Annotated in this window: 23 protein-coding genes and 1 pseudogene; 12 read left to right on the top strand and 12 right to left on the bottom strand. The window is 39.1% G+C overall.

Going from position 1 to position 24371, the window contains the following annotated elements:
• Positions 1-772: 772 nt before the first annotated feature.
• Positions 773-817, top strand: a pseudogene (locus tag SporoP8_RS16940) (hypothetical protein); the annotation flags it as partial.
• 169 nt (positions 818-986) lie between these two features.
• Here the strand turns inward: SporoP8_RS16940 and SporoP8_RS13125 are convergent.
• From SporoP8_RS13125 to SporoP8_RS13110, 4 genes are all read right to left on the bottom strand, one after another.
• Positions 987-1301 carry a DMT family transporter gene (locus tag SporoP8_RS13125; protein WP_085132922.1) on the bottom strand — a complete coding sequence of 105 codons (315 nt, stop codon included), beginning with the start codon at positions 1299-1301 and terminating at the stop codon, positions 987-989.
• Positions 1264-1650 carry a DMT family transporter gene (locus SporoP8_RS13120; RefSeq protein WP_085132921.1) on the bottom strand — a complete coding sequence of 129 codons (387 nt, stop codon included), beginning with the start codon at positions 1648-1650 and terminating at the stop codon, positions 1264-1266. The genes SporoP8_RS13125 and SporoP8_RS13120 overlap by 38 nt, the downstream gene beginning before the upstream one ends.
• A gap of 81 nt (positions 1651-1731) precedes the next feature.
• Positions 1732-2316 (bottom strand): TetR/AcrR family transcriptional regulator, encoded by a 585-nt coding sequence (locus SporoP8_RS13115; protein WP_085132920.1) that lies wholly within the window; start codon positions 2314-2316, stop codon positions 1732-1734.
• Between the two features lie 386 nt (positions 2317-2702).
• A complete protein-coding gene (locus SporoP8_RS13110; RefSeq protein WP_085132919.1) occupies positions 2703-3116 on the bottom strand; it encodes a cation transporter dimerization domain-containing protein in 414 nt (137 codons plus the stop codon).
• Between the two features lie 344 nt (positions 3117-3460).
• Here SporoP8_RS13110 and SporoP8_RS13105 point away from each other — a divergent pair, with 344 nt between their 5' ends.
• Positions 3461-4078: a YflT domain-containing protein gene (locus SporoP8_RS13105; protein ID WP_085132918.1), complete on the top strand. Its 618-nt coding sequence runs from the start codon at positions 3461-3463 to the stop codon at positions 4076-4078.
• A 183-nt stretch (positions 4079-4261) separates the two neighbouring features.
• Positions 4262-4945, top strand: a complete 684-nt coding sequence (locus SporoP8_RS13100) for a C40 family peptidase (RefSeq protein ID WP_232319158.1) — start codon at positions 4262-4264, stop codon at positions 4943-4945.
• 40 nt (positions 4946-4985) lie between these two features.
• Here the strand turns inward: SporoP8_RS13100 and SporoP8_RS13095 are convergent, their stop codons facing one another.
• Both SporoP8_RS13095 and SporoP8_RS13090 read right to left on the bottom strand, forming a co-directional pair.
• A complete protein-coding gene (locus tag SporoP8_RS13095) occupies positions 4986-6545 on the bottom strand; it encodes an FMN-binding glutamate synthase family protein (RefSeq protein WP_085132917.1) in 1560 nt (519 codons plus the stop codon).
• A 143-nt stretch (positions 6546-6688) separates the two neighbouring features.
• On the bottom strand, positions 6689-9199 hold the full coding sequence (locus tag SporoP8_RS13090; protein ID WP_085132916.1) for an S-layer homology domain-containing protein: 2511 nt from the start codon (positions 9197-9199) through the stop codon (positions 6689-6691).
• 361 nt (positions 9200-9560) lie between these two features.
• Here SporoP8_RS13090 and SporoP8_RS13085 point away from each other — a divergent pair, with 361 nt between their 5' ends.
• From SporoP8_RS13085 to SporoP8_RS13075, 3 genes are all read left to right on the top strand, one after another.
• A complete protein-coding gene (locus SporoP8_RS13085) occupies positions 9561-10037 on the top strand; it encodes a VanZ family protein (protein WP_085132915.1) in 477 nt (158 codons plus the stop codon).
• A 92-nt stretch (positions 10038-10129) separates the two neighbouring features.
• Positions 10130-10429, top strand: coding sequence for a hypothetical protein (locus SporoP8_RS13080; RefSeq protein WP_085132914.1), 300 nt, complete (start codon positions 10130-10132; stop codon positions 10427-10429).
• Positions 10430-10673: 244 nt separating this feature from the next.
• The gene (locus SporoP8_RS13075) at positions 10674-12086 is read left to right on the top strand and encodes a GGDEF domain-containing protein (RefSeq protein WP_085132913.1); all 1413 of its coding nucleotides are present in this window, start codon (positions 10674-10676) and stop codon (positions 12084-12086) included.
• A gap of 122 nt (positions 12087-12208) precedes the next feature.
• On the opposite strand, the gene SporoP8_RS13070 is transcribed toward SporoP8_RS13075, so the two are convergent.
• On the bottom strand, positions 12209-12790 hold the full coding sequence (locus tag SporoP8_RS13070; RefSeq protein WP_085132912.1) for a 3D domain-containing protein: 582 nt from the start codon (positions 12788-12790) through the stop codon (positions 12209-12211).
• A gap of 444 nt (positions 12791-13234) precedes the next feature.
• On the opposite strand from SporoP8_RS13070, the gene mgtE reads away from it, so the two are divergent.
• Complete coding sequence (mgtE, locus tag SporoP8_RS13065; protein ID WP_085132911.1) at positions 13235-14593, top strand: magnesium transporter; 1359 nt, start codon at positions 13235-13237, stop codon at positions 14591-14593.
• A gap of 167 nt (positions 14594-14760) precedes the next feature.
• On the opposite strand, the gene SporoP8_RS16575 is transcribed toward mgtE, so the two are convergent.
• Genes SporoP8_RS16575 through SporoP8_RS13055 form a run of 3 tightly spaced genes read right to left on the bottom strand, consistent with a single transcriptional unit; the run spans position 14761 to position 16532 of the window.
• On the bottom strand, positions 14761-14928 hold the full coding sequence (locus SporoP8_RS16575; protein WP_157111265.1) for a hypothetical protein: 168 nt from the start codon (positions 14926-14928) through the stop codon (positions 14761-14763).
• A gap of 1 nt (position 14929) precedes the next feature.
• Positions 14930-16348, bottom strand: coding sequence for an amidase (locus tag SporoP8_RS13060; RefSeq protein ID WP_099627740.1), 1419 nt, complete (start codon positions 16346-16348; stop codon positions 14930-14932).
• Positions 16341-16532: a hypothetical protein gene (locus SporoP8_RS13055; protein WP_232319157.1), complete on the bottom strand. Its 192-nt coding sequence runs from the start codon at positions 16530-16532 to the stop codon at positions 16341-16343. The genes SporoP8_RS13060 and SporoP8_RS13055 overlap by 8 nt, the downstream gene beginning before the upstream one ends.
• A 272-nt stretch (positions 16533-16804) precedes the next feature.
• Here SporoP8_RS13055 and SporoP8_RS13050 point away from each other — a divergent pair, with 272 nt between their 5' ends.
• A complete protein-coding gene (locus SporoP8_RS13050; RefSeq protein ID WP_085132908.1) occupies positions 16805-17170 on the top strand; it encodes a DUF2188 domain-containing protein in 366 nt (121 codons plus the stop codon).
• A gap of 30 nt (positions 17171-17200) precedes the next feature.
• Here SporoP8_RS13050 and SporoP8_RS13045 read toward each other — a convergent pair whose 3' ends face one another.
• Complete coding sequence (locus tag SporoP8_RS13045; protein ID WP_157111264.1) at positions 17201-17764, bottom strand: DUF488 domain-containing protein; 564 nt, start codon at positions 17762-17764, stop codon at positions 17201-17203.
• 159 nt (positions 17765-17923) lie between these two features.
• On the opposite strand from SporoP8_RS13045, the gene SporoP8_RS13040 reads away from it, so the two are divergent.
• The 4 genes from SporoP8_RS13040 to SporoP8_RS13025 all read left to right on the top strand — a co-directional run bounded on the left by SporoP8_RS13040 (position 17924) and on the right by SporoP8_RS13025 (position 23007).
• Entirely contained in the window at positions 17924-18823 is a 900-nt protein-coding gene (locus tag SporoP8_RS13040) for a diacylglycerol/lipid kinase family protein (RefSeq protein ID WP_085132907.1), read from the top strand.
• A gap of 319 nt (positions 18824-19142) precedes the next feature.
• The gene (locus tag SporoP8_RS13035; protein ID WP_085132906.1) at positions 19143-20783 is read left to right on the top strand and encodes an ATP-binding protein; all 1641 of its coding nucleotides are present in this window, start codon (positions 19143-19145) and stop codon (positions 20781-20783) included.
• 15 nt (positions 20784-20798) lie between these two features.
• Complete coding sequence (locus tag SporoP8_RS13030) at positions 20799-21494, top strand: response regulator (protein WP_085132905.1); 696 nt, start codon at positions 20799-20801, stop codon at positions 21492-21494.
• A 187-nt stretch (positions 21495-21681) separates the two neighbouring features.
• Positions 21682-23007, top strand: coding sequence for a CitMHS family transporter (locus tag SporoP8_RS13025; protein WP_085132904.1), 1326 nt, complete (start codon positions 21682-21684; stop codon positions 23005-23007).
• Positions 23008-23151: 144 nt separating this feature from the next.
• Here SporoP8_RS13025 and SporoP8_RS13020 read toward each other — a convergent pair whose 3' ends face one another.
• Entirely contained in the window at positions 23152-24348 is a 1197-nt protein-coding gene (locus tag SporoP8_RS13020) for an NAD(P)/FAD-dependent oxidoreductase (protein ID WP_085132903.1), read from the bottom strand.
• Positions 24349-24371: the final 23 nt, after the last annotated feature.

Below are 24371 nucleotides of genomic sequence, written 5' to 3'. Positions count from 1 at the left end.
ATCTCTCCTAAACTAATTGAACGAATCAATTGCTAATTACATTAATTTCATTCAGTTGAATATTCTGAACAGCTAGTGAATAATTCACCGCTATGAACTAGATTGCTGTAATCATATCTTGTATATGAATAAAGGTCAACCGTATTTTTAAAGTTTTTCGTTAATTGTGACTAATTTAAAACATCTGAATACGCTTACATACCCTATATATAGCGATATATTGCATATCAAAATATCTTAATTTATTTTTTTATTTGGCCTTGTTACTTTCATTAAATAGAAGAAAATATAGGTGAAATCTTTATTCTACAAATAGAAGGCCATGCTTGTCCTTCCTATGACGATCCTCTTATTACAAATATTACGAAGTAGAGTTCTTGCTTTATTTTATTCGATTTTGCTTATCCATCCGTTTATCAATTGCTGCAGATTGTAACTAACACTCTACTATACCTATTCAAAGGGGCGATACGTATTCATTAATTATGCAGAATACTAGTAGTGTATGATAAGTTTCGCTCGACAGCATTCGACATTTATATTTTGTTCATAACTCTATACACATTATACACCGCGTATCTTAGCAGTTTATGTAAACCATTCACATATTACCCACAGATTACCCACTAGCATTGTGGACAATTAGAACGCTTGTTCTTTTTATGAAAATTTGGTAAAGTAAGATATAACATCAAGAGAGAAGCATGCAGACTGATTACAATCAATTCATCCCAAAGGAGGCGGTTCTACTGTGTTACATTTATCGGATCAAATGCTACTCTATTCCTATCAACAAGCCCAAAAGTATCATCTAAATCTGGAGTTCATCCAAATGTTAGAACGCGAGATACGTAAACGTGCCTTGGAATCGATAAAACTCAGTAGCTGATCTTTCGGATACAATAAAACGGACATGCCTGTTAACATAGGCATGTCCGTTTTCCATTCTATACGTACACCTCCTTCTATAAGAAAGGAGATATATTTTATGATAACGCTTTTAGTCCAACTACTCCGATGACGATGAGTATGAGACTCACTACTCTACCTGTACTCTTCGATTCACCGAAGAACAGCATATTGATGAGTACGGCACCAGCTGTACCTACACCAATCCACACAGCATACGCTGTACTGACTTGCAAAAACTTAAAGGAGTTATAAAGAAAGTAGAACGCGATACCGAACCCTCCGTAGTATAGTAAGCCATTGGTCCATGTTTTATTTTCACTAAATTTCTTCAGCCCTATGACACCGGCAAACTCACTTATTGCCGCCAAAAATACTAGAATCCACCCCATCGTCTTCCACTCCCTTCAGCGCTTTCTTTTCATCCAGACCATCCGCTACCTTCAATCCCGCTACACCAATAACTAGAATGAAAATGAAGAAGATCTTCCCTATACTAATATGTTCACCGAAGAACATGACGTCCATTAATGATGTACCGACTGTTCCGATTCCAGCGAATATCGCATAGACCGTCCCGGTTGGTAAACCTTCACAAGCTTTCGTGAGGAAATGAAAATCCACAAATATAAAGCCGATGATCACTATCCAATGCCACCATTGAGTCGCTGTGTTAAATCCAAAGATCCATACTAATTCAAAAAAGCTAGTTAATGCGACATATAGCCACGCTTTACTCATACTATCCGCTCCAATTTAATTTTCGTCGTCCTTATGACTGACTATCATTCATTTTATCATAAAAGCTAACATTTGGCTATGTTAACCTTCCACTGTTTGAAATTGCAGTGCATGAGATAGGAAATCGAGGACTTCTTCTTTCTGTCTATCCGCTTCACTTTCATCATGTTGAGCATAAAGAAATACTTGCTCAGCAGTCGATTCGATAAGACCAATAATAATCTTCGCCGTCCGGTCAGGTTTGATCGATTGACGAACCGCTCCTGCTTTTTTGGCGGCTTCAAGTTTTTCGCTAATCCATTCATAAAATGGCGCGTACACCGATTCCCACTCGCGAATATGCTCAGTTGAAGCTAGGCCGGAATATATAACAGCCAATATTTCGTAGTATTCTTTATTCACTTCATATATTGCATCTACCATCTGCTCGAACTGTTTGGCATATGATGCGTCGTGATCGACAGTGAGTTTGACCACATCCATCGTCTTGGCCACCATTACCTCGGCAATCGCAGGCATTAAAGATAGTTTTGACGGAAAATATAAATAGAATGTACCTTGCGCAATCCCTGCACGCTTAACAATATCCGAAATTTTAGTCTTCTCAATCCCCTGTTCTTTAAACACTTCTATAGCTGAATGTACAATAGCTGTTTTTTTTCCCAAATGAAATCCCCACTCTCTATCTATAGATTCTATTATTGTATCGCAATGATTCTTTTCTAACAATTTAACTAAATTTATGAAGCGGTAAGCTAATCAAAAAGTAACCAACTACATAGCAACGATAATTATTATTTGATTCACTTAATACTCTTCAAATCTACCATCATTTGATGCAAAGTACACATCCAAACTACTATCAGATATTTCTATAGTGAAAACTTGTATGTGGCACGGGCAAGCTTTTGCCTTGGATCAAAATAGAAATAGAGGAGATTTTACTTCGCCTCGTCTATTGTTATATTATACTGATTCGCATTCACTAACATATCAATTAGTATTACCGATAAAAATACCGCCCTATTGTTAGGACGGCATCTTTACATTCATTATTTAACTGCCTTTGTTTCTTGTACAAATGTTTCTCCGCTTTTACGCGCTTGGATATCAATGCTATGTTCTGGATACTCTTTTTCAATACGTTCATAGTATTTTTTACTAACTTTTTCAGCATCTTCTTTGTTCATGTCTTCTGATACTTCAAAGTCTAGCAAGACGAAGCCACCTGCATCTTCAGTAATAATCAAACTTACTTCTGATACCCCTTCTTCTTTCCCAAACTCCTCTTTTAACTCGTCATTAGTAGCTGTTGTCTCAGATTTATCTATAGGATCTTTAACGACATTTTCAGCTGGTTCGGTTTGTTCCTTGTCTACATCTGTTTCTTTTTCAGTATCCGCGTTACATGCTCCTAATAATAGAAGTGAAAGACTAAGCGGAGCCAATAGCTGTCTTTTTCTCATGATAAACCGACCCTTTCTATTGTTAACTATACTGTGTATCCTATCATATCTGTAAAACCTTAACAAATAAACCGATACTATGAAACGTACAGCTAAAGAGTTATGTAACGAAATGACCAGACACAATTATGAATCTTTTTCTTCGTTTCTATTCGAAATGACCATTGTAGAATGCATGCGATAATTTTGGAGGTGGATGCAGACTTCCTTCACTCTGTACAGACGATTTTTTTTACACTTGATCTTACATGCCATCCCCCAATCTTTTTCAACGTTCGGTAGGTTTTTGAAGAACAGTAAACGGGTATACTATGTAGAGCAACTATAAAGAGGGAGGCTATACAATGGATGAACTAATCAGCAAAACATTTATTGGTGTGTATTACAACGATGCTGACCTTCTAAGCAAAATAGAGGAATTAAAAGAAACCGGTTATCTTGATGACAATATTTATGTAATCGCTAAAAATGAAAATGATGTAGCCATGCTGCGCAGTAGAACGGGAGCAGACGTGTACTCCGCATATGATACGTGGACAGATCGTTTTATGGACTTCCTTACAGGCGAAAATCATATCAAACAAATGATGTATGGCATCGGGATGGATACGACCCAGGTAGACCGCTATTACGAAGAAGTCCAACACGGTGGCATGATGCTATATGTAGATGAAGGATGGGCTCTCAGCGTGTATTCGAATGACGAGACTTTTCAAACAGACAGATTATCGAGTCCTGTGTCTAGACCCAACACCGATTCCTCTAGAACGACAAAAACTATAGAATCAGAACCCTCATATGGTGGATATGAACCACTACAAAACGCTGCACATCCTGAAGTATTGAAGTCAACCAAGTCAGACGAGACTATTCAGACAAATGATCTTACTTCTGAAGAAGAGCGTGCTGTCTTATCTGAACAAATTGTAGAAGAAGATCCTCCTTCTTTTCCTAGAAAGTAACCTCACTCGCTACAAGCCTTCCTTTCTACAGGAAGGCTATTTTGCTTTGTTACAATCTGTTTACAAAACACCATTCTTGTAACTCCTTCTTAATATGAACGTAATGTTTAACACTACATAGCTCGTGTAAGATATTATTTGCAGCTAGAGAGCGATAAACATTATTTTGGAGGAGAATCATTCGTGAAAAAATTATTATGTTCAATTTTGATGACATCAGTTCTGTTTATGGGATTCAATGGCGGAACAGCCGATGCCGCAAGTAAAGCTACAGCGAAGAATGGTACATACATAACAGTACATAATGCAAATGTTCGAGCAGATGCTGGAACAAACCATAAAAGAGTCTTTACATTAAAAAAGGGAACTCGTGTTCAACTGACACACCAAAAATACGCAGGTAAGCAATTATGGTATAAAGTAAAGGTTAATGGTAAAAGAGGATATGTTTCCAGTTCCCTATTAAAGAGATCTACAGGCAAAGCAGTAGCAGCAACTTCTCCTACTAAAGGTGGCGGATCTGGTGTTGTGAAAACAGCAATGAACTTGCGCGGAATCCCATACCGTTTCGGTGGGACTACCACTAGAGGATTCGACTGCAGTGGATTCATTCAGTATTCATTCAAGAAAAATGGTAAGTCTGTATCTAGAACGACAACTGGACAATTCAACCAATCGGCAAAAATTAAATCGCCAAAACCTGGAGACCTAGTATTCTTCCACAATACATACCGCAAAGGGATTTCGCATGTAGGAATCTATGTGGGAAACAATAAATTTGTTCATGCAGGTGGCAAGAAGTCAGAAGTTGTCAGCCTAAACAATCCATACTGGAAATCTAAATTCAATAGTTTCAGAAGACTATAATCAGTAAAACGACCCGATGAACATTCATCAGGTCGTTTTTTTACTCAATTGAATGGACTTTTCCACGCTCGTCTTTATACACTACATGATGTCGTTCAAACTTGGTTGGAGAGTCCAGTCCTGCAGCTGCAGCTACACGGAACAATCCTTCCCTCATTGTCAAAATATAATTGGTCACACGGAACTTCTTCTCTTCTACAACAAGTGCTCGTTGTAGACTCTTATCCGTTGTTGCGACACCGGCTGGGCAAGTATTCGTATGGCATCGCTCTGCCATGATGCATCCTACTGAAATCATGAAACCACGTGCCACTTGAATCAAATCTGCACCTAAAGCCAATGCAATTGCCGCTTTATCAGGTGTGATAATTTTCCCTGATGCAATGATTTTCACTTGATCACGCACTTCAAACTTACGCAACGCATCATCAAGTAGAATAAGTGACGAACGAAGGGGTAAGCCTACACTATCCGCTAAATCTTGATAGGTAGCCCCTGACCCACCTTCTGCTCCGTCAAGTGAGATAAAATCAGGACCCATGCCTGTCTCAGACATATAAGACGCTAATTCTTCCGCATCTTGCTTCCCTCCAATAACTATTTTGATACCAACCGGTTTACCACCTGCATGGCGAATATCTTCAATGAAGGAAAATAAAGTTGGATAATCGTGGAACTGTTTAAAACGATTTGGACTGTTGATAGATGTATAAGCTTTCACATTTCGTATAGCCGCAATCTCCTCTGTGACTTTCTCTCCTTCAACATGTCCCCCACGCATTTTTGCTCCTTGCGCCAACTTGATTTCAAATGCCTTAATCTGTGGAATTTTTGCTTTCTCTTTTACTTTTTCCAAATCAAACTGCCCATCTTCTGTTCGGAAGCCGAATAAACCTGACCCGATTTGCGCAATGATATCTGCTCCACCTACTAAGTGATGGTCTGATACACCACCCTCGCCTGTATTCATCCATGCACCTTGAGCCATACCAATACCTTTAGATAGTGCAGTAATTGCATGGTCTCCGAGTGCTCCATAACTCATCCCGGACTGACCTAATAAGCTACGCACAACAAATGGATGCTGACAATTTGGACCTAATACAATTGCATCTTCCTCAGGTAACAACCAAGGCAACGTTGTAATTTCCTCACGATGTTCTTTACGCGAGAATAAATTGTCTGTATCCACCTCATAGCGCATAGTGTTTAATAGACTATCATTATCCACACGCATTTCTTCATTCTGTTTCGTGAACATGGCATTACGAATATAGTGACCAGGCTCTTGAAAGTCTCGTTTAGATCCAAAACCGATGATACTGTTCAAATACTTCCCCGGCATCACCATATGTAAATATTCTTCCCGGCTAAATGGTTTTCCACTATTATCATCGTTGAATAAATATTGTCTGACTTCTGGTCCCGCTTTCTCGAACATATAGCGTACTCTGCCCAAAATCGGGTAATTGCGCAAGATCGCATGCTGCTTTTGACTGCGATCAAAAAAGTATAGGAAAATTCCCATACTGATGGGGATCGCCAAGACGATGAGCACTACCAATGAAGTTGTGAAATTAATTCCTTCTAACCAATTCATAGCCCCACTCCTTTCTGATTGTCTGTATTTTACCTGTACCCTTTATAAGTAGCTGACTAAACGTAAAAAGCCCTATTCCTTGAATGTCTTCAAGGAATAGGGCTGGAGTTTTGTTAGAATGTTATTGTGTACCTGAAATTATATTACTTTGCAGGAACGTTTACTTCGATTTGCTTAGTAGCAATCGCGCTAGATTGACCATCTTTCTTCACGCTTACTACAACAGTTCCTTTTGCACCATCATTAGCTTTCCCAGAAAGCTTTCCGCCGTCTACTTTCAAATCAGTAACAGCTGTAGCATCTCCAGAATAGGTCGCTGCGATCGTACCTAATTTGATTTCAGTGCCTTCGTTTACCATATAAATAGTGCCATCATTTTTCATTAGAGGAGTAGCTTCTGATGAAGTTAATTTAATTCCATCGCCAGTTACTACTTGCATTTCAAAGTTTCCTGAAGTGATAACAGGTTTCGTTTCTTTAAACTCTACTGAAGAAATCGATGGAGTTGAGTTCACTACAGTGATCGTAGCAGTCGCTCTTGTAATATCTCCTTGTTTAATCAAGATATTCGTAGTTCCTGCTTCTTTAGCAACAACATCTAATTCCCCTGTTGTAGCAACTTTTGAAACTGTTGCCACATTTGGATTAGATGAAGTGACTACATAATCAGCTCCAACTAGATCGTTACCTACGTAAAACCCTTGGCTGTTATACTGTTTCCAAGCTAATTTTACAGAACCATCTTTTGAACCCGCAATAGCATCAATTGTTAAGTCATCTGAAGCAGACACTGTTTCTAGCTTTTTAGTAGCTACAGTTTCATCATTCGATACAGCAACCGCTATATTACCTAGAACTGTATCGCCAGATTTGATTTGGACAGTTGTTGTACCAGCTTTTACTCCTGTTACGTTTACAGTAGTTTTACCTTCTGTAACTGTTAAAGGAGTTGTTGATACAGTAGCAATCTCAGCGTCTTTTGATTCGACAGTTATATCACCAGCATACAAATCACCATATTGGTCTTTAACTACAACATTCGTGCCTTGAGTTTTACCTTGTATCAACTTAGTCTCTGTTGATGATAATGTAGCACTGCTTGCCACACGCTTACCTACACCTACTGTAAGCTTTACGTCTTTTGTTACATCGCCAACTTTTGCTACAATCGTAACTTCGCCCGCGCTGATTGGTGTAACTTGTCCAGCAGAAGTGACTGTTGCTACACTTGGATTAGAAGAAGTGAATGTTGCAGTTGGATTCTTTTGTGTTGCTCCAGTTAGAGTAATAGCTTCGTCAACTTTCACATCAACTATGCCATCTTCAAGTGAGATTTTCCCACTCTCAACTTTTACATCACCTTGCATAACTGTCACTTTACTAATCTCTGAAACCGTATTAGCGAAGTCTACTACTTTAACGTCTACTAATTCTGATTCGATAGTTTTTCCATCTTTATCCGTCACGATAACTTTGTATGAGAATTTATCAGTAGTAGCGAGTGACTTCAACGTACCAGTTGCCTGATCAGAGAATACACCAGTATTAGTAGACTGGAACGTAACTTTATAACCAGCATCCGTCAATTTCTTCATATCAACTGCTTTACCGTCAACGTTAAACGCTAACTTCTGACCAGCAGTACCAGCATTTACTTGAGTAGTAGTAGCTGTAACTTTCTCTACTTTTAACTCATACGTGAACTTATAAGAAGTAACTACATCTTCTTCGCCTTCAACTTCTGCTTTTGTCGTCAAGTGAAGAGTCATTTCTTTACCCGACGTCAGTTCGTTTTTTAATTCGATTGTCGCTTTTGTACCGTCTTCGTTCGCTTTAAATGAAGCCAGTTCATTTCCTTCAATTTTTAATTGCTCTGCTTTTAACGTGTGTAAGTTCTTACCAACTAATTCAAGTTCCTTTTCGCCAGTTGCTGTAACAGAAGTGATTTCAGATACTTCTGGAGCTGGAGTTCCAGGTACTTCTACTTGAATAGTTTTATAAAGGAATGAAGCAAATTGTGCACGTGTCGTTGTTTCTTTCGGTCTGAAGTTTGGTGCAGCTGGGTTCGTAATGTCGAAGTAGTCTAATACATCGATTGCAGTGCGTGCTTCAGCTTTCGCTTTGTTCAAATCATTAACATCTCTATCGAATTCTTGTTCTTGTACATATTTTAATAGGCTCGTTTTGTTAACTGAATCGTACGCACGAACTAATACAACCGCCATATTTTCACGGGTAATAGAACCAGCCGCGCCTAATGACCCATCTTCATATCCTCTAAATACATCGTTATCCTTTACGATTGCTGCTGATTGCAACAGTTCGTCATTAGACTTCGATGTTAAGTCTGTGAAGCGTGGGTTAGTTTTATAGTCTGTCGGAATTGAATAACCTTGTGATACAAGCCATTTTCCCATTAACTTCACTACGTCGGAACGAGTTAAAGTTTTATTAGGCTTGAATGAACCGTCCGGATAACCATTGATAACACCTGTTGCTGCTAGTGCATCAATTGCTTCCTTGTGTGAGTTAGTGTCCGCAACGTCATTGAAGTCTGCAGCACTGACAACTGGTGCCACCGCTGATGCTACTAATGCCGCTGATGCTACACCTGTTAGATACTTGCTGTACTTCTTTTTTGTTTGAGATTTCATTAAATAATTTCCTCCTCTAGTGTGTTTGTAAGCGTAAATGCTGGTTGGTTGTAGAGCAGCATAAAAACCACTCTCTTACTCTAATACCCTCTTTCCTATTAAATAATCCAAAAGACTATTAAAAGAATTAAGAATATAAAAGAAAAAAGTGATTACTAGCTACTCCAATTAATATTAACATACTTTCCCACGGTTGGTAATGGAAAATGTAGGATAGCCAGCATAAATTATGAACTACCAATCTGAATGTACTATACAACTGACATATTACATTCAGGTAACAAGATTGTAACTAAGTAAAGTCAAATAAAAATATAGTTTGCTTACATCATAAAGATACTTTTTATGATACAATCCCCATATGAAAAAATTACTTGCACTTCTCATACTCATTAGCATTTTAGTCGGACTGTCGATCTCGTCCAGTCAGACATACGAACAGCAATCACTTGTCTCCACATTACAAGAATTGCTACCTGGAGAACCTGGGAAAGATACTCTGTCGACATGGGAGTTCAACTATTGGAATAGAACGATCTCTATTGAAGAACGTGGATATTATCACTTTGTAGAATTTCTAATAAGAAAAGCTGCACATTTCTTTACGTTTGGATTTTTAGCGTTAGTAATTTACTGGCTATTACCTAAAAGTAAGGGACGCATATTGTTGGCGGCTCTATTTACTTTTCTACTTGCATGCGCTGATGAATTGCACCAATACTTCACAGGAGGCCGTACAGCAACAATGCAAGACGTTTATTTAGACACAGCTGGCGCCGTAACATTTCTTTTACTATTGGCTATAATTAGTTTAGCAATTCACTTACGTAAAAAGTAGTTCTATAGATTTATTTTAGTTTTTAGTATTCCTAACATTTTTATGAGCATAATACTCCATGTTATGATATGGGCGAAACAGGAGGTTAATTAATGAATAACTCAGATGATCAGTTAATTCTTTCGCTTAGGTATATTTCCATCCAACGAGTCGTGGACCGCTTAGAACAAACATTTCAAAAGTCCACCCACACAATTTGTTTATTCCAAGATCGGATTACAACATCCCAGCGAACTTTCCCCTTGCAACACGTTTTTGATTTATCCTACCGCCCTTTCTCAGGACAAACGGGATTATTTTACCTGCATACCAATGAAGGAGTTTTTACGTTTGAAATTGAAGAGGAGCCAGAACACTTCATCTCTTTATTCAAACAAATCCAAATAAAATAAGAAATGAATAATGTATAATTCAACGTCTTACTTCATAACTTTGGAGTAGGACGTTTATACTTTTACGTATTAGGGTATAAACAACTAAGTGACTGCACAAATAATTTAAAGTACTCATTAAAATGGCCTATTTGATTATATCTATTTATTTCTAAAATGATATAATGGTAATGTATTCCAAACATGAAAAGTAATGAATATACTAGTAAAAAATTGATACTTCCCATTATGGAGGAGAGAAACTATGTCAGGGGAAAATGAGATAAATGCTGTGGAACGTAAAATTAACGAAGTAAAAAATGATGGACGCCATGATCTAGTCATTAGACATGCGGAAGATTTATTAAGGAAAGGTATGTTGTTTTCTAATAAAGAAGCTGTTCTATCAGCTCATTACATGTGCGCTATCTCCTATTATTACGTTGGAAATTTCAAAAAAGTTCTTTTCCATATAGAAGAGCATCATTCACAATGTATTTCATATGGCGAAAAGTCCGATTGGATGCGCTCTTATTATTTGCAATACTTCGTCAGCTCATTTGCATTAGATTATACTAGAGGACAAAAATTACTAGAAGATATGCTATCCATCGCGCTAGAAATTGAAGACTATTCGTATATCAGCAGGGCATACAGTCAACTAAGTCATCTACACAATAAAATAGAACAATACGAGCAAGCTTTGAAGTTTGCCCAGTTGGCCATTTCTAACGCAGAGATGAAAGATGTAGACAGAGAAATTTTACTGATTCGAGCACATTTATACGCAATTGAATCCGCTATCAATTTACAAAGCTCCAATTGCGCGATGACTAGCCTAAAGTATTTAAGCCAACTACCTACTATAAACAATCACCCTCGTGAAATAGCAATTCTCGAAATTTTTAAAGGTAGATTTTATGATTTCATAGGTGATTCTAAAAAAGCTTTCCATTTTTATACCATAGCGAAAGAACAAGAAGAAAAATGGAAAGATTACACTCTCCTAAAAGAAATTCAGCAAAAACGCATTGCGTTGGCTGAAAAACTTTGTAGTTTTGATGAATTAGCAATCATCCAGAAAGAATACATCGATTTATTGCATGAAATCGAAGACAGTTGCTGGGTAAAAGCAGCGTACGAATTGCAAATTCGTTTGCAAAGTTCTTCTGTTAAGACCAGTGAAAACTTGGATTACTTAACAGGTGTCTACAACCGAAAATATTTGGAAGAAACGACTAATCTATGGTTGGCCGATGCAACCCTAACTAAAAAATCCGTTGTGTGCATGGTCTATGATATCGATAATTTAAAAACTATTAATGACACATATGGCCATCTAATCGGCGATGAAGCGATTAAATTCGTGGCTCATACTTCTATAAATGAAATTAGAAAAGAGGACGTACTTGCTCGTTTCGGTGGTGATGAATTTGTTTTAGTGATGCAAGATATTTCCTTGGTAGATGCAAAAAGAAAGGCAACTTTACTCGCTAAAAAAATTGAGTCTATGTCAACCACTTCAGATGTGATTCCCATTCCAATAACTATCAGCACAGGACTGAGTGACAATAAAATGCGTAGTATGCAAGGCTTCAATGATTTATTTCATTTAGCGGATCTCGCTCTTTACCAAGCAAAAAGGAATGGAAAAAACCAAGTCGTCTCCTTTACTTAACTTAAACGAGGATACCTGTAAAAATGGATTTTATACTTTTGGTTAACAGATGAACGTAGAGGCTAAGACTTACTATTCAAAAAAGCTCACACAGCATAATTGCTGTGTGAGCTTTTAACGTCTTAGTTCAGTACTTTCACTTTTACATTTTTACGTCCCCATTGGTAAGCACGTGATTTACTTGGAATGAATACGTCGATTTTATTCCCTTTGATCGCTCCGCCAGTATCTCCAGCGATAGCGTATCCGTAGCCTTCAACGTGAACTTTTGTTCCTAATTTGATAACTCGCGGATCTACTGCAATTACTTTCAAGTTAGGATTTTTGCGTAAGTTCAATCCTGTTCTAGTAACACCTGAACAGCCATTACAATGTGCTGTATACGCAGTTGCACTTACCATAAGTTCTTTAGAGACACTTGCTCCATTTGAACGGGAAGGCGTGTTTTGTTTCTTCGGAGTACTAGCAGCCACTTTAGAAGACTTCACTAAACGTAGTTTTTGATTTGGATAAATAACTGTTGATTTCAAGTTATTCCATTGCTTGATGTTCGAAACAGACACTTTATGTTGTTGAGATATTTTATATAGTGTGTCACCTTTTTTAACTGTATGAACTGATGCTGCAGCAGACGTTTCGTTCATTCCGCTCGTGAATATTGTAATGAACATGGCTACTGTAAATGCAAATACTAACTTCTTCAATATGCCACCCCTAACGATTTGATAGCTTTAGCTTACCAAGACTATATTACAAAAAGATTACAAACGTGAAACAATGCCGTGACATCGATAATTGGTATGTTACAAATGACGGGTTTTCGGTTGGAATTGTATGATAATTAGGACATTAAGACCTATACATACACAATACAATTCATCAATTTCATACATTTCCAAGTTTTAAGTAGATAGAAAGGGGTAGTTTTAAAAATAGCAAAAAGCATGTTCTAGGAGATTTAGAACAGAGTCGATGTTTCGATTCAATTCCAGCTGACAAAGACTTTCTAAAGCAAATCAAAAGAGTTTCCATGGAGGCTTTTTTTATTGGCTAAAATGACTTTAAATTGTGTCTTATGGTTTCTTTCCTTTTATATAGGGGAATGATTGAATGACCGTAACTATTTAAAGATAAGAGAGGTGCGTTACATGCCAGTGACCCGGAATCAAGATGATGTTTCACGAGCGATTATACAACTCATTAAAGATGGTAATCTGGAATCCTTGAAAAAAGCTATTGGTGAACTAGAACCCGCGGAAGTAGCTGATCAATATAAACGATTGCCGCTAAAACGCCATACTACATTTTTGGAAGTACTAGACAAAGATACATTCGTACACATGCTAGGCTTTCTTTCAAAAAATGAACAATTGCGGGCATTAGATTTAGTAGGACCCGTTCGTTCCACTGAACTACTGGAAGAAATGAAAGGTGAAGATCTATCCTATCTTTTGGCTGATCTTTCAGATAGACAAGTGGAGAAACTCATAGCGGAATTGCGTCACGAAGAAAAAAAGAATATCCGACAGCGTCGAAAATATCCGAAAGATTCTGCCGGACGTATTATGACGACACGTTATGTATGGATTCATCAGTCATACACCGTCGAGAAAACGATTGAAAAGCTCAAGCATTATGAAGCGTTTGCTCATTACTTAAATTACGTCTATATCATCAATGATGACAAGCAATTAATCGGTGTACTATCTTACCGCGATCTATTGCTCGCCAAGCCAGATAGAAACGTAACGGAAATAATGGAAACCGGTCTCGCCAAAGTTTTCGACACAACTGATCAAGGCGATGTAGCCAAAATGATTGGACGATTTGATTTCGTCTCTCTACCTGTTGTCAACGAAGAGAATATCTTAGTAGGAATTATACGCGCCGATGAAGTACTAGATCTAGTCGTTAGAGAAGCAAATAAAGATATTGAAATGCTTTTTGCTTCAGGTAAATCCATCGACTTCCAGACAAAACCTCTTGTAGCAGCCTATCGCAGACTACCTTGGCTCATTCTTTTATTATTTATCGGACTCGTTTCAGGAAGCATCATTTCCAAATTTGAAGAAACATTGGAAGCCGTTGTCGCTCTCGCTTTCTTTATGCCTATGATTGCTGGAATGACCGGTAATACAGGAACTCAATCTTTAGCAGTCGTTGTGCGTGGTCTAGTGTCTGAAGATTTGAATATGAAAAAGTCCTTGCATTTAATCTTTCGCGAATTAATTGTCGGCATTATATTAGGTGTCGTTTGCGGTGCCGCAATCGCTGTGATTGCGTATGTATGGCAAGGCAGTTTTACACTAGGATTAGTAGTAGGTTCGTCTTTGGTGGCTACACTAATTATCGGAACAATTGCAGGAACGGTTATTCCTTTGATTCTCAATAAATTTAAAGTAGATCCAGCTGTAGCTTCTGGTCCTTTAATTACTACAATCAATGACATTCTGTCGTTACTAATTTATTTTGGAATTGCTACAATGTTTATCTCGAAATTAATGTAGTTGAGTATTCTGACTTGTGTGTATATAGTCTGAACATTCAGCATATTATATTGTATTGAAAGGCTCATGTAAGGTTCATGTAATTTATCTCAATTTGATGCCAAACACTACAGTAACATGACATTCTTCACAGTTTGATGATTTGCGTTTATGACGGTTTTGTTAGGTTATACTAGTAGTAACAGCAAATGTCCAAACGGATTTGGGTTGAAGTTTGGTGCAGCTGGGTTTGTGATAGTGAAGAAGTAAAGTCGAATAGTCTGTACCGCTTCGTCGAAGAGCGAGTACATACCAAAAACTCCGTGGCCATGGGTTGACCGCGGAGTTTTTTTCATTTCATGCTCTTGTCAGTAAAGCGGGTTTTCTGTTTTTCATAGGGTTTGTCTGTTCAATTGCATAACCAACATCAAGCAATAAAGCTTCCGAAAAAGCAGGTCCAATAATTTGCACACCTACAGGAAGGTCTCCCTTGAAACCACCCGGCACAGACAATGCAGGGTTACCTGTTAAGTTACTAGGTCCTGTAAAGCGTATAATGTTGTCAATCAAATCCACTTGATTGCCATTTAGTTCCACAGTATCATCACCAATTTTACTAGCCACTACTGGCAGAGTCGGCGCAATCAATACATCGACCTTTTGGAATATTTCATGGAATTCTTGCTTCAATTGACGACGTACTTGCTGTGCTTGCAGATAATCGACAGCAGATGGTAGTTCTCCTAGTTCGAACAGCATGCGAATATCATCACCGAAATCTTGCGGACGCTTTAACATGTCTTCGTGATGAATGGTAGACGCTTCTGAAAGTGATGTGATCAGCTCTGCCCACTCTGCATATTTTAGAGTTGGAATCTTGACCACTTCTACTCGCGCGCCTTGATCGGTCAACGCTTTTATATTTCCACGCACCACTTGATCTACGTCGTTGTCTACTTCATTAAAGAAATATTCTTCATTAACGCCAATAACTAAACCGTTGACATCCCCCTTTATTCTCTCCAAATGTTGACCTACGGGGGTATTGATAGAAGTTGGATCCTTTTTGTCGTACCCTGAAATAATGTCCATCATTCCCGCTGCGTCTTTAATCGTTTTAGTCATCGGTCCGATATGATCGAGTGACCACGCCAATGGATAGCATCCATATTTACTGACTCGCCCATGGGTCGGCTTCAATCCGACGATACCGCAAATCGATGACGGAATTCGGATGGATCCGGCCGTGTCAGTTCCAAGTGACGCAACACTTGAACCGATCGCTACAGCGGCTCCTGAACCACCGCTCGAACCGCCAGGAATTCTATCGGTATCCCAAGGATTTCTGACAGGTCCGTAATGGGGGTTATTGTTCGTGATTCCCCAAGCATATTCATGCATGCTTAGTTTACCGGTAAAGATCACACCTGCGTCTCTTAACTTACTGACTACAGTCGCATCGTCTTCCGGAATGAAATCCTTATGAATTTTAGATGACATCGTCGTCACTTTACCTTTAAAGTATAAATTATCTTTCAAGGCCATCGGAATTCCGTGATACATGCCTCGATAGTTTCCATTTTTGATCTCTTTCTCTGCTTCACGTGCCGATTGTTCTGCTTCTTCCCGGTAAATTGTCATATAGGCATTAATCGTATCCTGCGTTTCTTCCGCATGATCAAGCACTGCCTTCGTTAGCTCAACTGGTGAAAGTGATCCACTTTCTAAAAGCGGTGCCAATTCCTCAACTGATTTCTGAATTAAATCTTTAGCCAATATGATCACCTCCAGGAATATTTCGAAGCCCGATATCGGCATCCTCGATTTTCACATTCTCTAGTGTACCTCTTAACTTTTGCATTCCATTCCAGCGACTTTCTAAGATTTCCAGATGTTCTGGCTTAGCTTGAATCCCTTTGCTTTCCAATAGTTGCTGCACAGATAGAGACAATGCATTCACTCCTTCAGTTTGTATTTGTCTTCATAAGGTTTCCCTAGTGAGATCAAAAACGAAAAAAGCTACTCTCACCATAAAACTCATTCGCTAAGTTCATATGAACGTCTTTAGACTATCAGTTATTTAACTAGTAATCAAATAATTTCAAATAAAATGATAATTAGATGATATTCGACTTTATTCGATTCAAAGTGCGGGATGAAGTTCAAGGAGAAATCGAAAGACCGTTTATATTCATTAAAAACGGGAATTTGTGAATTAGGAGGTGATGTCATATGCCATGGAGTAAAAATGATTATCCTGCTTCGTTAAAAAATTTGGACCCTTCAGTACGCAATAAAGCAATCGAAATAGCCAATGCTTTGTTGCGTGAAAATTATTCCGACGAGCGCGCTATTGCCATTGCAACTGCACAAGCACATGAGTATGTAAACGGCAAAAGTGAAAGTCGTCCTCACTATGAAGTAAAACCGCGAGAGGACGAATGGATTTTCAGAAAAACCGGAAGTGATCATGTACTGTTTAAAGAAGATACTAAGTCCGCATTACTTGAAAAGGCGAAAAAGTATGTAAACGAAAATGAAGGTATATTAAATGTCTTTCATGCTGACGGATCACATGATAAAACTTTATATGAATAAAATAAGTGCCCTATTAAAAGGGCACTTATTTTATTCGTCTTCATTTAGCTCAGGAGGATATGTCAACTCTCCGTTATCCAAAACAATAGGTTCAGCGCCCCACTTCCCTACTTCATGATCTTCAATTAAAGTCTTTTCCTTAGGTCCATCAATAATGTGTTTTACATTCCAACCATGTGTTGCGAGCCAATTGCTAATCAACAAGCGATGGCATCTTGCGGGATGGCGTTCGGAACAGCATATCGCAATTCGTTGTCGTGATGCTTCATTCATCAATTCAGCGATCCCCTCTTCGAACTCGGGCGTCAACGTGTAATCCGCGTAGTTATGGAAGGATTGATTATTCCATCCTTTATTGACTTCATTATCAATAGTTTTGGATTTCCTTCTACGTCCTCCTAATTTGCCACAATGTCGGTAGGCAATATCATGTGCTGGCAACCATTCTTTCATTCGATCCTCATGAAAATGGGGGAATTTACGACTACCGGGAAATGCACGAACATCCACTAACTTTTCAATACCCGCATCATCCAATAACTTCAAAAACTGTTCTTTAGTATGAGTGGAATGCCCAACTGTATAGATTTCCATATTTATTCACTCCTTTGTCCTTACCATTCCCTACCACTCGAATAAAATAACCTATTCACTTTTACATCATCTCGTCTATTATTTCTAGCTTTTTTATAACTCTTCTGGTTTCTACATCACGTTATCGGGAATAATAAACTAAAAAAGGAAGTGAAGAATATGCTTCATTTCAAGCGGGCATTGTTTGTATATAACCGTTCTGCTGGAGAGGAAGACACGGAACAGAAGCTCTCTGAAACACTTCACATATTCGCGCAAGCAGTAGATGAGCTCATCGTGCTGAATACAGCTTCCAAAGATGAACTTCAGCAAGCTTGTGTAAAATATAGCAGTCAAGTAGACTTACTCATTATTCTTGGAGGTGACGGCACTATACACACATGCATGAATAGTATCGCGCCACTCGCCATACGTCCGGTCATAGCTATATTGCCTGGCGGTACATCAAACGATTTCAGTCGGTCATTAGGTATTCCACAAACTCTGAATGAAGCAGCCATTTCTTTACTCAACGGCTCTATTATCAAAACCGATATAGGAAAAGTGGGCGAGCACTACTTTATGAATTTTTGGGGAATTGGACTAGTAACCGATACATCCGAAAATATAAAACCAAAAGAAAAGAAGCGCTTTGGTTCGATTAGTTATGTGCTCAGTACATTACGTACGTTGAATCAAACTGAATCATTTCATTATAAAGTGCAATCTACTGACGAGATATTAGAAGGAGAGGCTATTTTACTATTCGTACTAAATGGACGCTTTATTGGTACAACTGAACTTCCCATCGCTTCCCTATCACCTGTTGATGGAAAATTAGACATTTTGATCGTGCGTGATTCCAACTTAGCTGCTTTCAAAGAACTATTTGCATTACAAGATCCTGCTGTGGAAAATAAGCAATTATCTGAACTCGAATATATTCAAATAAAAGAATTGGACATTGTGCAACCTGTCGGGAAGAAAGTAGACATGGACGGGGAAATCTACGAAGATACTGCACAGCAGATTACAGTGTTACCTGGTCATTTACAGATGATTCATGTAAACGCGCTCTAAAAAGACAGTCCTTCGATTCGCTGGGTCATAATCGCTTATGTACCTTTCACATCCTATTGCGTAACGGTCATATCCGAAGTAGGTACATAAGCGTGTAGATCCGCTTGACGATAACCGATTTTATGATCAAGAAGCGATCCATGTCTACTACAATAAATAATAGAACTAGCTTTATGCGTAGAATTGAGTAACTATATGAACCTCCACTCTATACTCCTCCCTTCCACTCTACTCTTCCACTTTTTAAACGATAATACCATTTAATATTATGCATCGCATGGTATTCTATATTTACTAACATGTTTATCGGAGGTTCGACATGATCCGTATACGTAGAGAAGATTTATCCATTCATCGAACGAATGACAGACCTTTTATCAATCTCCATTTGAAAATGATCGGCTTAATCGGTGCGCTTTCTGTCGCGATTATTCTATTGATTGGCGGATTCATGAGTTTCTTCGTCACGGACACATTAGAAACTCAAATTGGTGAAAGGGCTCTCAGTGTAGCAAAAAGTGTAGCCGTGATACCAGAGATTTCTCAGGCCTTTGATTCGAATGACCCTTCCGCTATTATCCAGCCTATCGTGCAGAAAATCCAAGCACAGACAGACGCCGAGTTTATCGTTGTTGGTAATCAACAAGAAATCCGCTATGCCCATCCGAGTCCTGACCGAATCGGCAAAAAGATGATCGGTGAAGATAATGAACGTGCGTTAAGTAACGGAGAATCCTATATTTCTAAATCAATTGGATCATTAGGAAGCTCACTTCGTGCAAAAGCTCCGGTCTACTTAGATGGAGAAATTGTTGGTGTCGTCTCTGTAGGTTTCTTGGTAGGCTCTATCGAATCAATCATTTGGGAATATAGCCAGGAAATCTGGTTGGTCCTTCTTGGTATTTGCACAGCTGCCATCATCGGTGCAGTGCTGATCGCGAACTATATCAAAAAAGTGTTGTTTGGATTGGAGCCTGAAGAAATATCACATTTACTCTTTCAAAAAGAAACCATTTTGCACTCTATTCATGAAGGTATTATTGCTACCAATAAGGATGGCCGCATTACGATGATCAACTCCACCGCATTAAAACTATTGACAGGTGGTGAACAACAAGCGGACGATTGGATCGGTAAACCTATACAAGAGTGCTTCCCGAATTCTGATTTACCCTATGTGCTAGAGCATGGCAAATCAGTCTTCGATCAGGAAAGGCTTTTCAACAATCATATCGTTTATGTAAATAGTGCACCGATTTTCTACGAGCATGAATTGCTCGGTGCAGTCGCCACTTTCCGGAATAAAACCGAGATTGAGAATTTGACGAAAAGACTGGCACATATCCAACAATATGCTAACGCTCTTCGCTCTCAGACACATGAATTCTCAAATAAATTATATACGATCATGGGACTGACGCAGCTGAACAAGAAAGATGATGTGCTCGATTTCATCCAAGAAGAAACAAACATCCAGCAACACTGGACAAACACACTTCTTGATAATATAGATGATCCATATATTAGTGGGCTACTTGTTGGAAAGCTAAGTCAAGCGAGTGAATTGCAAATTAATGTATCCGTCCAGCCCGACAGCCAATTACATTCCATACTATCCGACTTAAACCGCCAAGCACTGCTGACAGCTATCGGAAATCTTCTTGACAACGCATTTGATGCAGTTTATGACGAACGCGCCATTTCCCGGGACATATCGATTTCTTTTACTGATATCGGACAAGATCTGCTGTTTGAAATTGATGATGCAGGTCCGGGAATCGATGAAGCTTCACTTGATAAAGTCTTATCCCGCGGTTTCTCTACAAAAGATGGAGCAGGTAGAGGTTTCGGCTTGGCTTTAACAAAGAATGCTATTGAAGCAGCGAATGGCCAGCTGTCCATTGAACCGAGTGAACTGGGTGGTACATATTTTGTCGTCTCATTACCAAAAGATAAATAAAGGAGAGATTTCCCCGTGATCAGTACTATACAAGTCATAATTGTGGAAGATGATTTTCGAGTGGCAGAGATTAACCGCCAACTAATCGAACAGATTACCGGCTATAAGGTCGTGACAGAAACAAGAACTGCCTCAGAGACCATCGCCTTTTTGCGACAGGCTGAAGCCCTACCCAATCTGATTTTATTGGATGTTTACATACCCGACAGTCCAGGACTCGATTTATTTTGGCATCTACGAAGAGAATTCCCCACAATTGATATTATGTTGCTAACAGCTGCTAAAGAGACGAAAATAGTAGAGGAAGCACTCCACGGAGGGGTGTTGGATTATTTAATCAAGCCTGTTGAGCCTGTGAGGTTTGCAGAAACATTTAGACGATACCGTTCTAGAAAAGTATTGCTATCATCCAAAAATGAACTCTCTCAAGAAGATCTTGACCGCGTATTATTTGGTACTGAAATGCGGCAGGATCCTACTTCTAACGTATTGCCAAAAGGGATCGACCGTCTGACACTTGAACGTATAGAAAATGTTTTACTTCAAAGTCCAGCAGAAGGAATAACTGCTGTTCAAGTAGGTGAAGCAGCGGGTGTCAGTCGTTCTACTGCACGTCGATATCTGGAGTACCTCGTATCGGTTGAAATAGTAGGAGCGCAACTACATTATGGAGATGTCGGTAGACCTGAAAGGACATATAGAAAACTTTAAATACTTGCCCGTGAACAAAATGAACAAAATACGTAATATGAAATATATCCTTCTTATGTAAACAAGCTTTTTAGCGACTTTTTCTCATGGTACATTATGGACAGCTTAAGAGGGATTATTCAGATACTTTTGTATGTATCCGCTTACATCCCTCTTTCACCATTTTATCTATTGGAGGAAAATCGCTATGTTAAGTATTATTGGAATTCTGACGATCTTTATTATCGTCGCATTATTGATCAGTGGCCGGATCACACCAATTGTCGGTCTGGTTATAGTTCCCATCTTCGGTGCATTCTTTGCTGGATTCAACTTCATAGAAATCGGAGAGTTTTTCAACAGCGGAATTGAATCTGTTATTAGCGTTGTCATTATGTTCATCTTTGCGATTTTGTTCTTTGGCATTATGCAAGATGCCGGCGTATTCGACCCGCTAATTAATACTATGATTAAAATTTCACGAGGAAATGTAATTGCTGTTGCCATGGCGACAGTGGTAATCGCAGCTATTGCACAGTTAGATGGCTCAGGCGCTTCCACATTCCTCATTACAATCCCTGCGCTTTTACCGCTCTATAAAAGGTTGAAAATGAGTCCTTACTTACTGCTACTGCTTGTCGGCATCTCAGCAAGTATCGTCAACATGGTTCCATGGGGAGGTCCACTTGGGCGGGCAGCCGCTGTACTTGGAGTCGACGTTACAGAATTATGGCGTCCACTTATCAAAATCCAAATCATTGGCCTACTCCTATTAATCGTAGTTGCTTTCATACTCGGATTACGTGAAAAGCGAGTCATCGCTAAGAAAGTAGCCAGTGGACTTTTTGAAGACGAACTAGATGAACTTGGAGAAGAGGAAGAGCAAAAAGAAGAATCTAAAGGCATTTCCCTCCTTCGACCAAACATGTTATGGATTAACGTGATGATTGCCGTAAGCGTGATCGGCTTACTCGTTTGGGGAAAAGTGCCGGCAGGCTTTATCTTCATGGTCGGATTCAGTATCGCGCTTCCGTTAAACTATCGCACTGTGAATGAACAGATGGACCGTATTAAGACACACGCACCGAATGCTCTACTAATGGCTGCAATCATTCTAGCAGCCGGTTCATTCCTCGGTATCTTGAATGGTACCAATATGCTAGATTCGATAGCGACCGATTTAGTGAAAGTGTTACCGGCAATCATCGTACCGTATTTGCACATCATCATCGGCCTTTTCGGTGTTCCGTTCGATCTATTGCTTAGTACGGATGCGTATTACTTCGCATTACTGCCGATTGTAGAGCAAGTTGTCTCCGGCTTCGGCGTTCCATCAATTTCCATTGCGTACGCATTAATCGTAGGAAATATTATAGGAACATTCGTTAGTCCTTTCTCGCCTGCACTTTGGCTGGCATTGGGACTTGCAGGTTTAGAGATGGGCAAGCATATCCGCTACTCATTCCTTATCATGTGGGGGTTCAGTATCGTATTATTCCTCATTGCAATGGCTATGGGCGTTATTACGTTGTAAACTCTCTTATCATTCCATATCGTTATTAACACCATCTTGAAAAAATCGGCTGTCGCGGAACCTCATGTATGAATGAGCTTCTCGATAGCCGATTTCTGTTTATACTTGTTATAAGCAACTGAAGAACTAATGCCCACGTGTTTTTTAACGTTCTATTTCTACTATAGGTTCATTAGGATTCGACTTCCCTGCTAATTCATCACGCAGTAAATACGCACCCAACATACTATAGACCGTTCCGTTCCCGCCAAGTCCAATCAAATAGTAAATATGCGGCTCGAATGGATGGCGCCCGATTACTGGTAGCTCATCTGTCGATTCTCCAAATAACGCTGTCCACTCATACTCAAAATCGAACTTCTGGTGAGGAAACAACTCTTGCAATTCCTGTTTTAATTGCCTGAATTTCTTATCGATTTCTTCTTGTGAACTCGGTATTGTATCCATATTCTGATCCAAGCCACCCGCCACGATGCGATTATCATCCGTCAATCGCATATACAAATAAGGGCGTTTGGTTTCCCAAATCATCATACGATCATGCCAGAATGACAAATCTTCTATCGGCTTTGTTGCGACTGCATACGTAACTTTTAAGTCTTTTTGAGGGATCATCATATCCGGAGTCGGTGCATAACCAGTAGTGACCACGACGGACTTTGCCTGAAATTCTCCATTCGTCGTTTTAATGATTACACGTTCTTCTGTATCTAGAATGCCGAGTACTTCGGTATGTTCAAATATGTCCATGCCCTTTTCATATGCATACTGGATGGCACCCATACACAAACGCAACGGATTCACTTCTGCATCCCCTGCCGTCACGATAGCGGCAGGTTGTGAAAATGGGAAATGCGCTTCAATATCTTCAGGTTCCCAGAATTCTACCGGAAAACTATATTTTTGTAACACTTCAAACTCTTTGCGCAATCTCGCCACATCTTCTTCTGTGCTGGCATAATACAAACTATCACGTGTATGGAAATGGACATCAAATGGTGCGTGTTCCGCAACGTCTTGCAAATTTTTCATTGCTTCTTTACATGCCCGATAAAATTCCACAGCTTTCTCTTCGCCAATTTGCTCTATTAATTCATGCAACATAATATCATTGGAGAATTGTAATAAACCAGTATTTGCAGAAGTACTTCCCCCACCTACTTCCTCTTGTTCAATCAACGCAATCGAATAGCCTTCATTCGATAATACGTATGAAGTCAGTGCACCCGACATCCCGCCACCAACTATCGCGACATCATATAGATCTTGACGATTTACTTTTGCAAAACCTTCTTTTGTAAAAGTCGACTCCCAATACAATGACCCCGTATGTAACTTCATAAGTAGCAATCCCCTATCTATTC

Source organism: Sporosarcina ureae (assembly GCF_002101375.1).
Taxonomy (GTDB): domain Bacteria; phylum Bacillota; class Bacilli; order Bacillales_A; family Planococcaceae; genus Sporosarcina; species Sporosarcina ureae_B.
The sequence above is the reverse complement of the archived record's forward strand: the minus strand, read 5'-3'. Positions and strand labels throughout refer to the sequence as shown.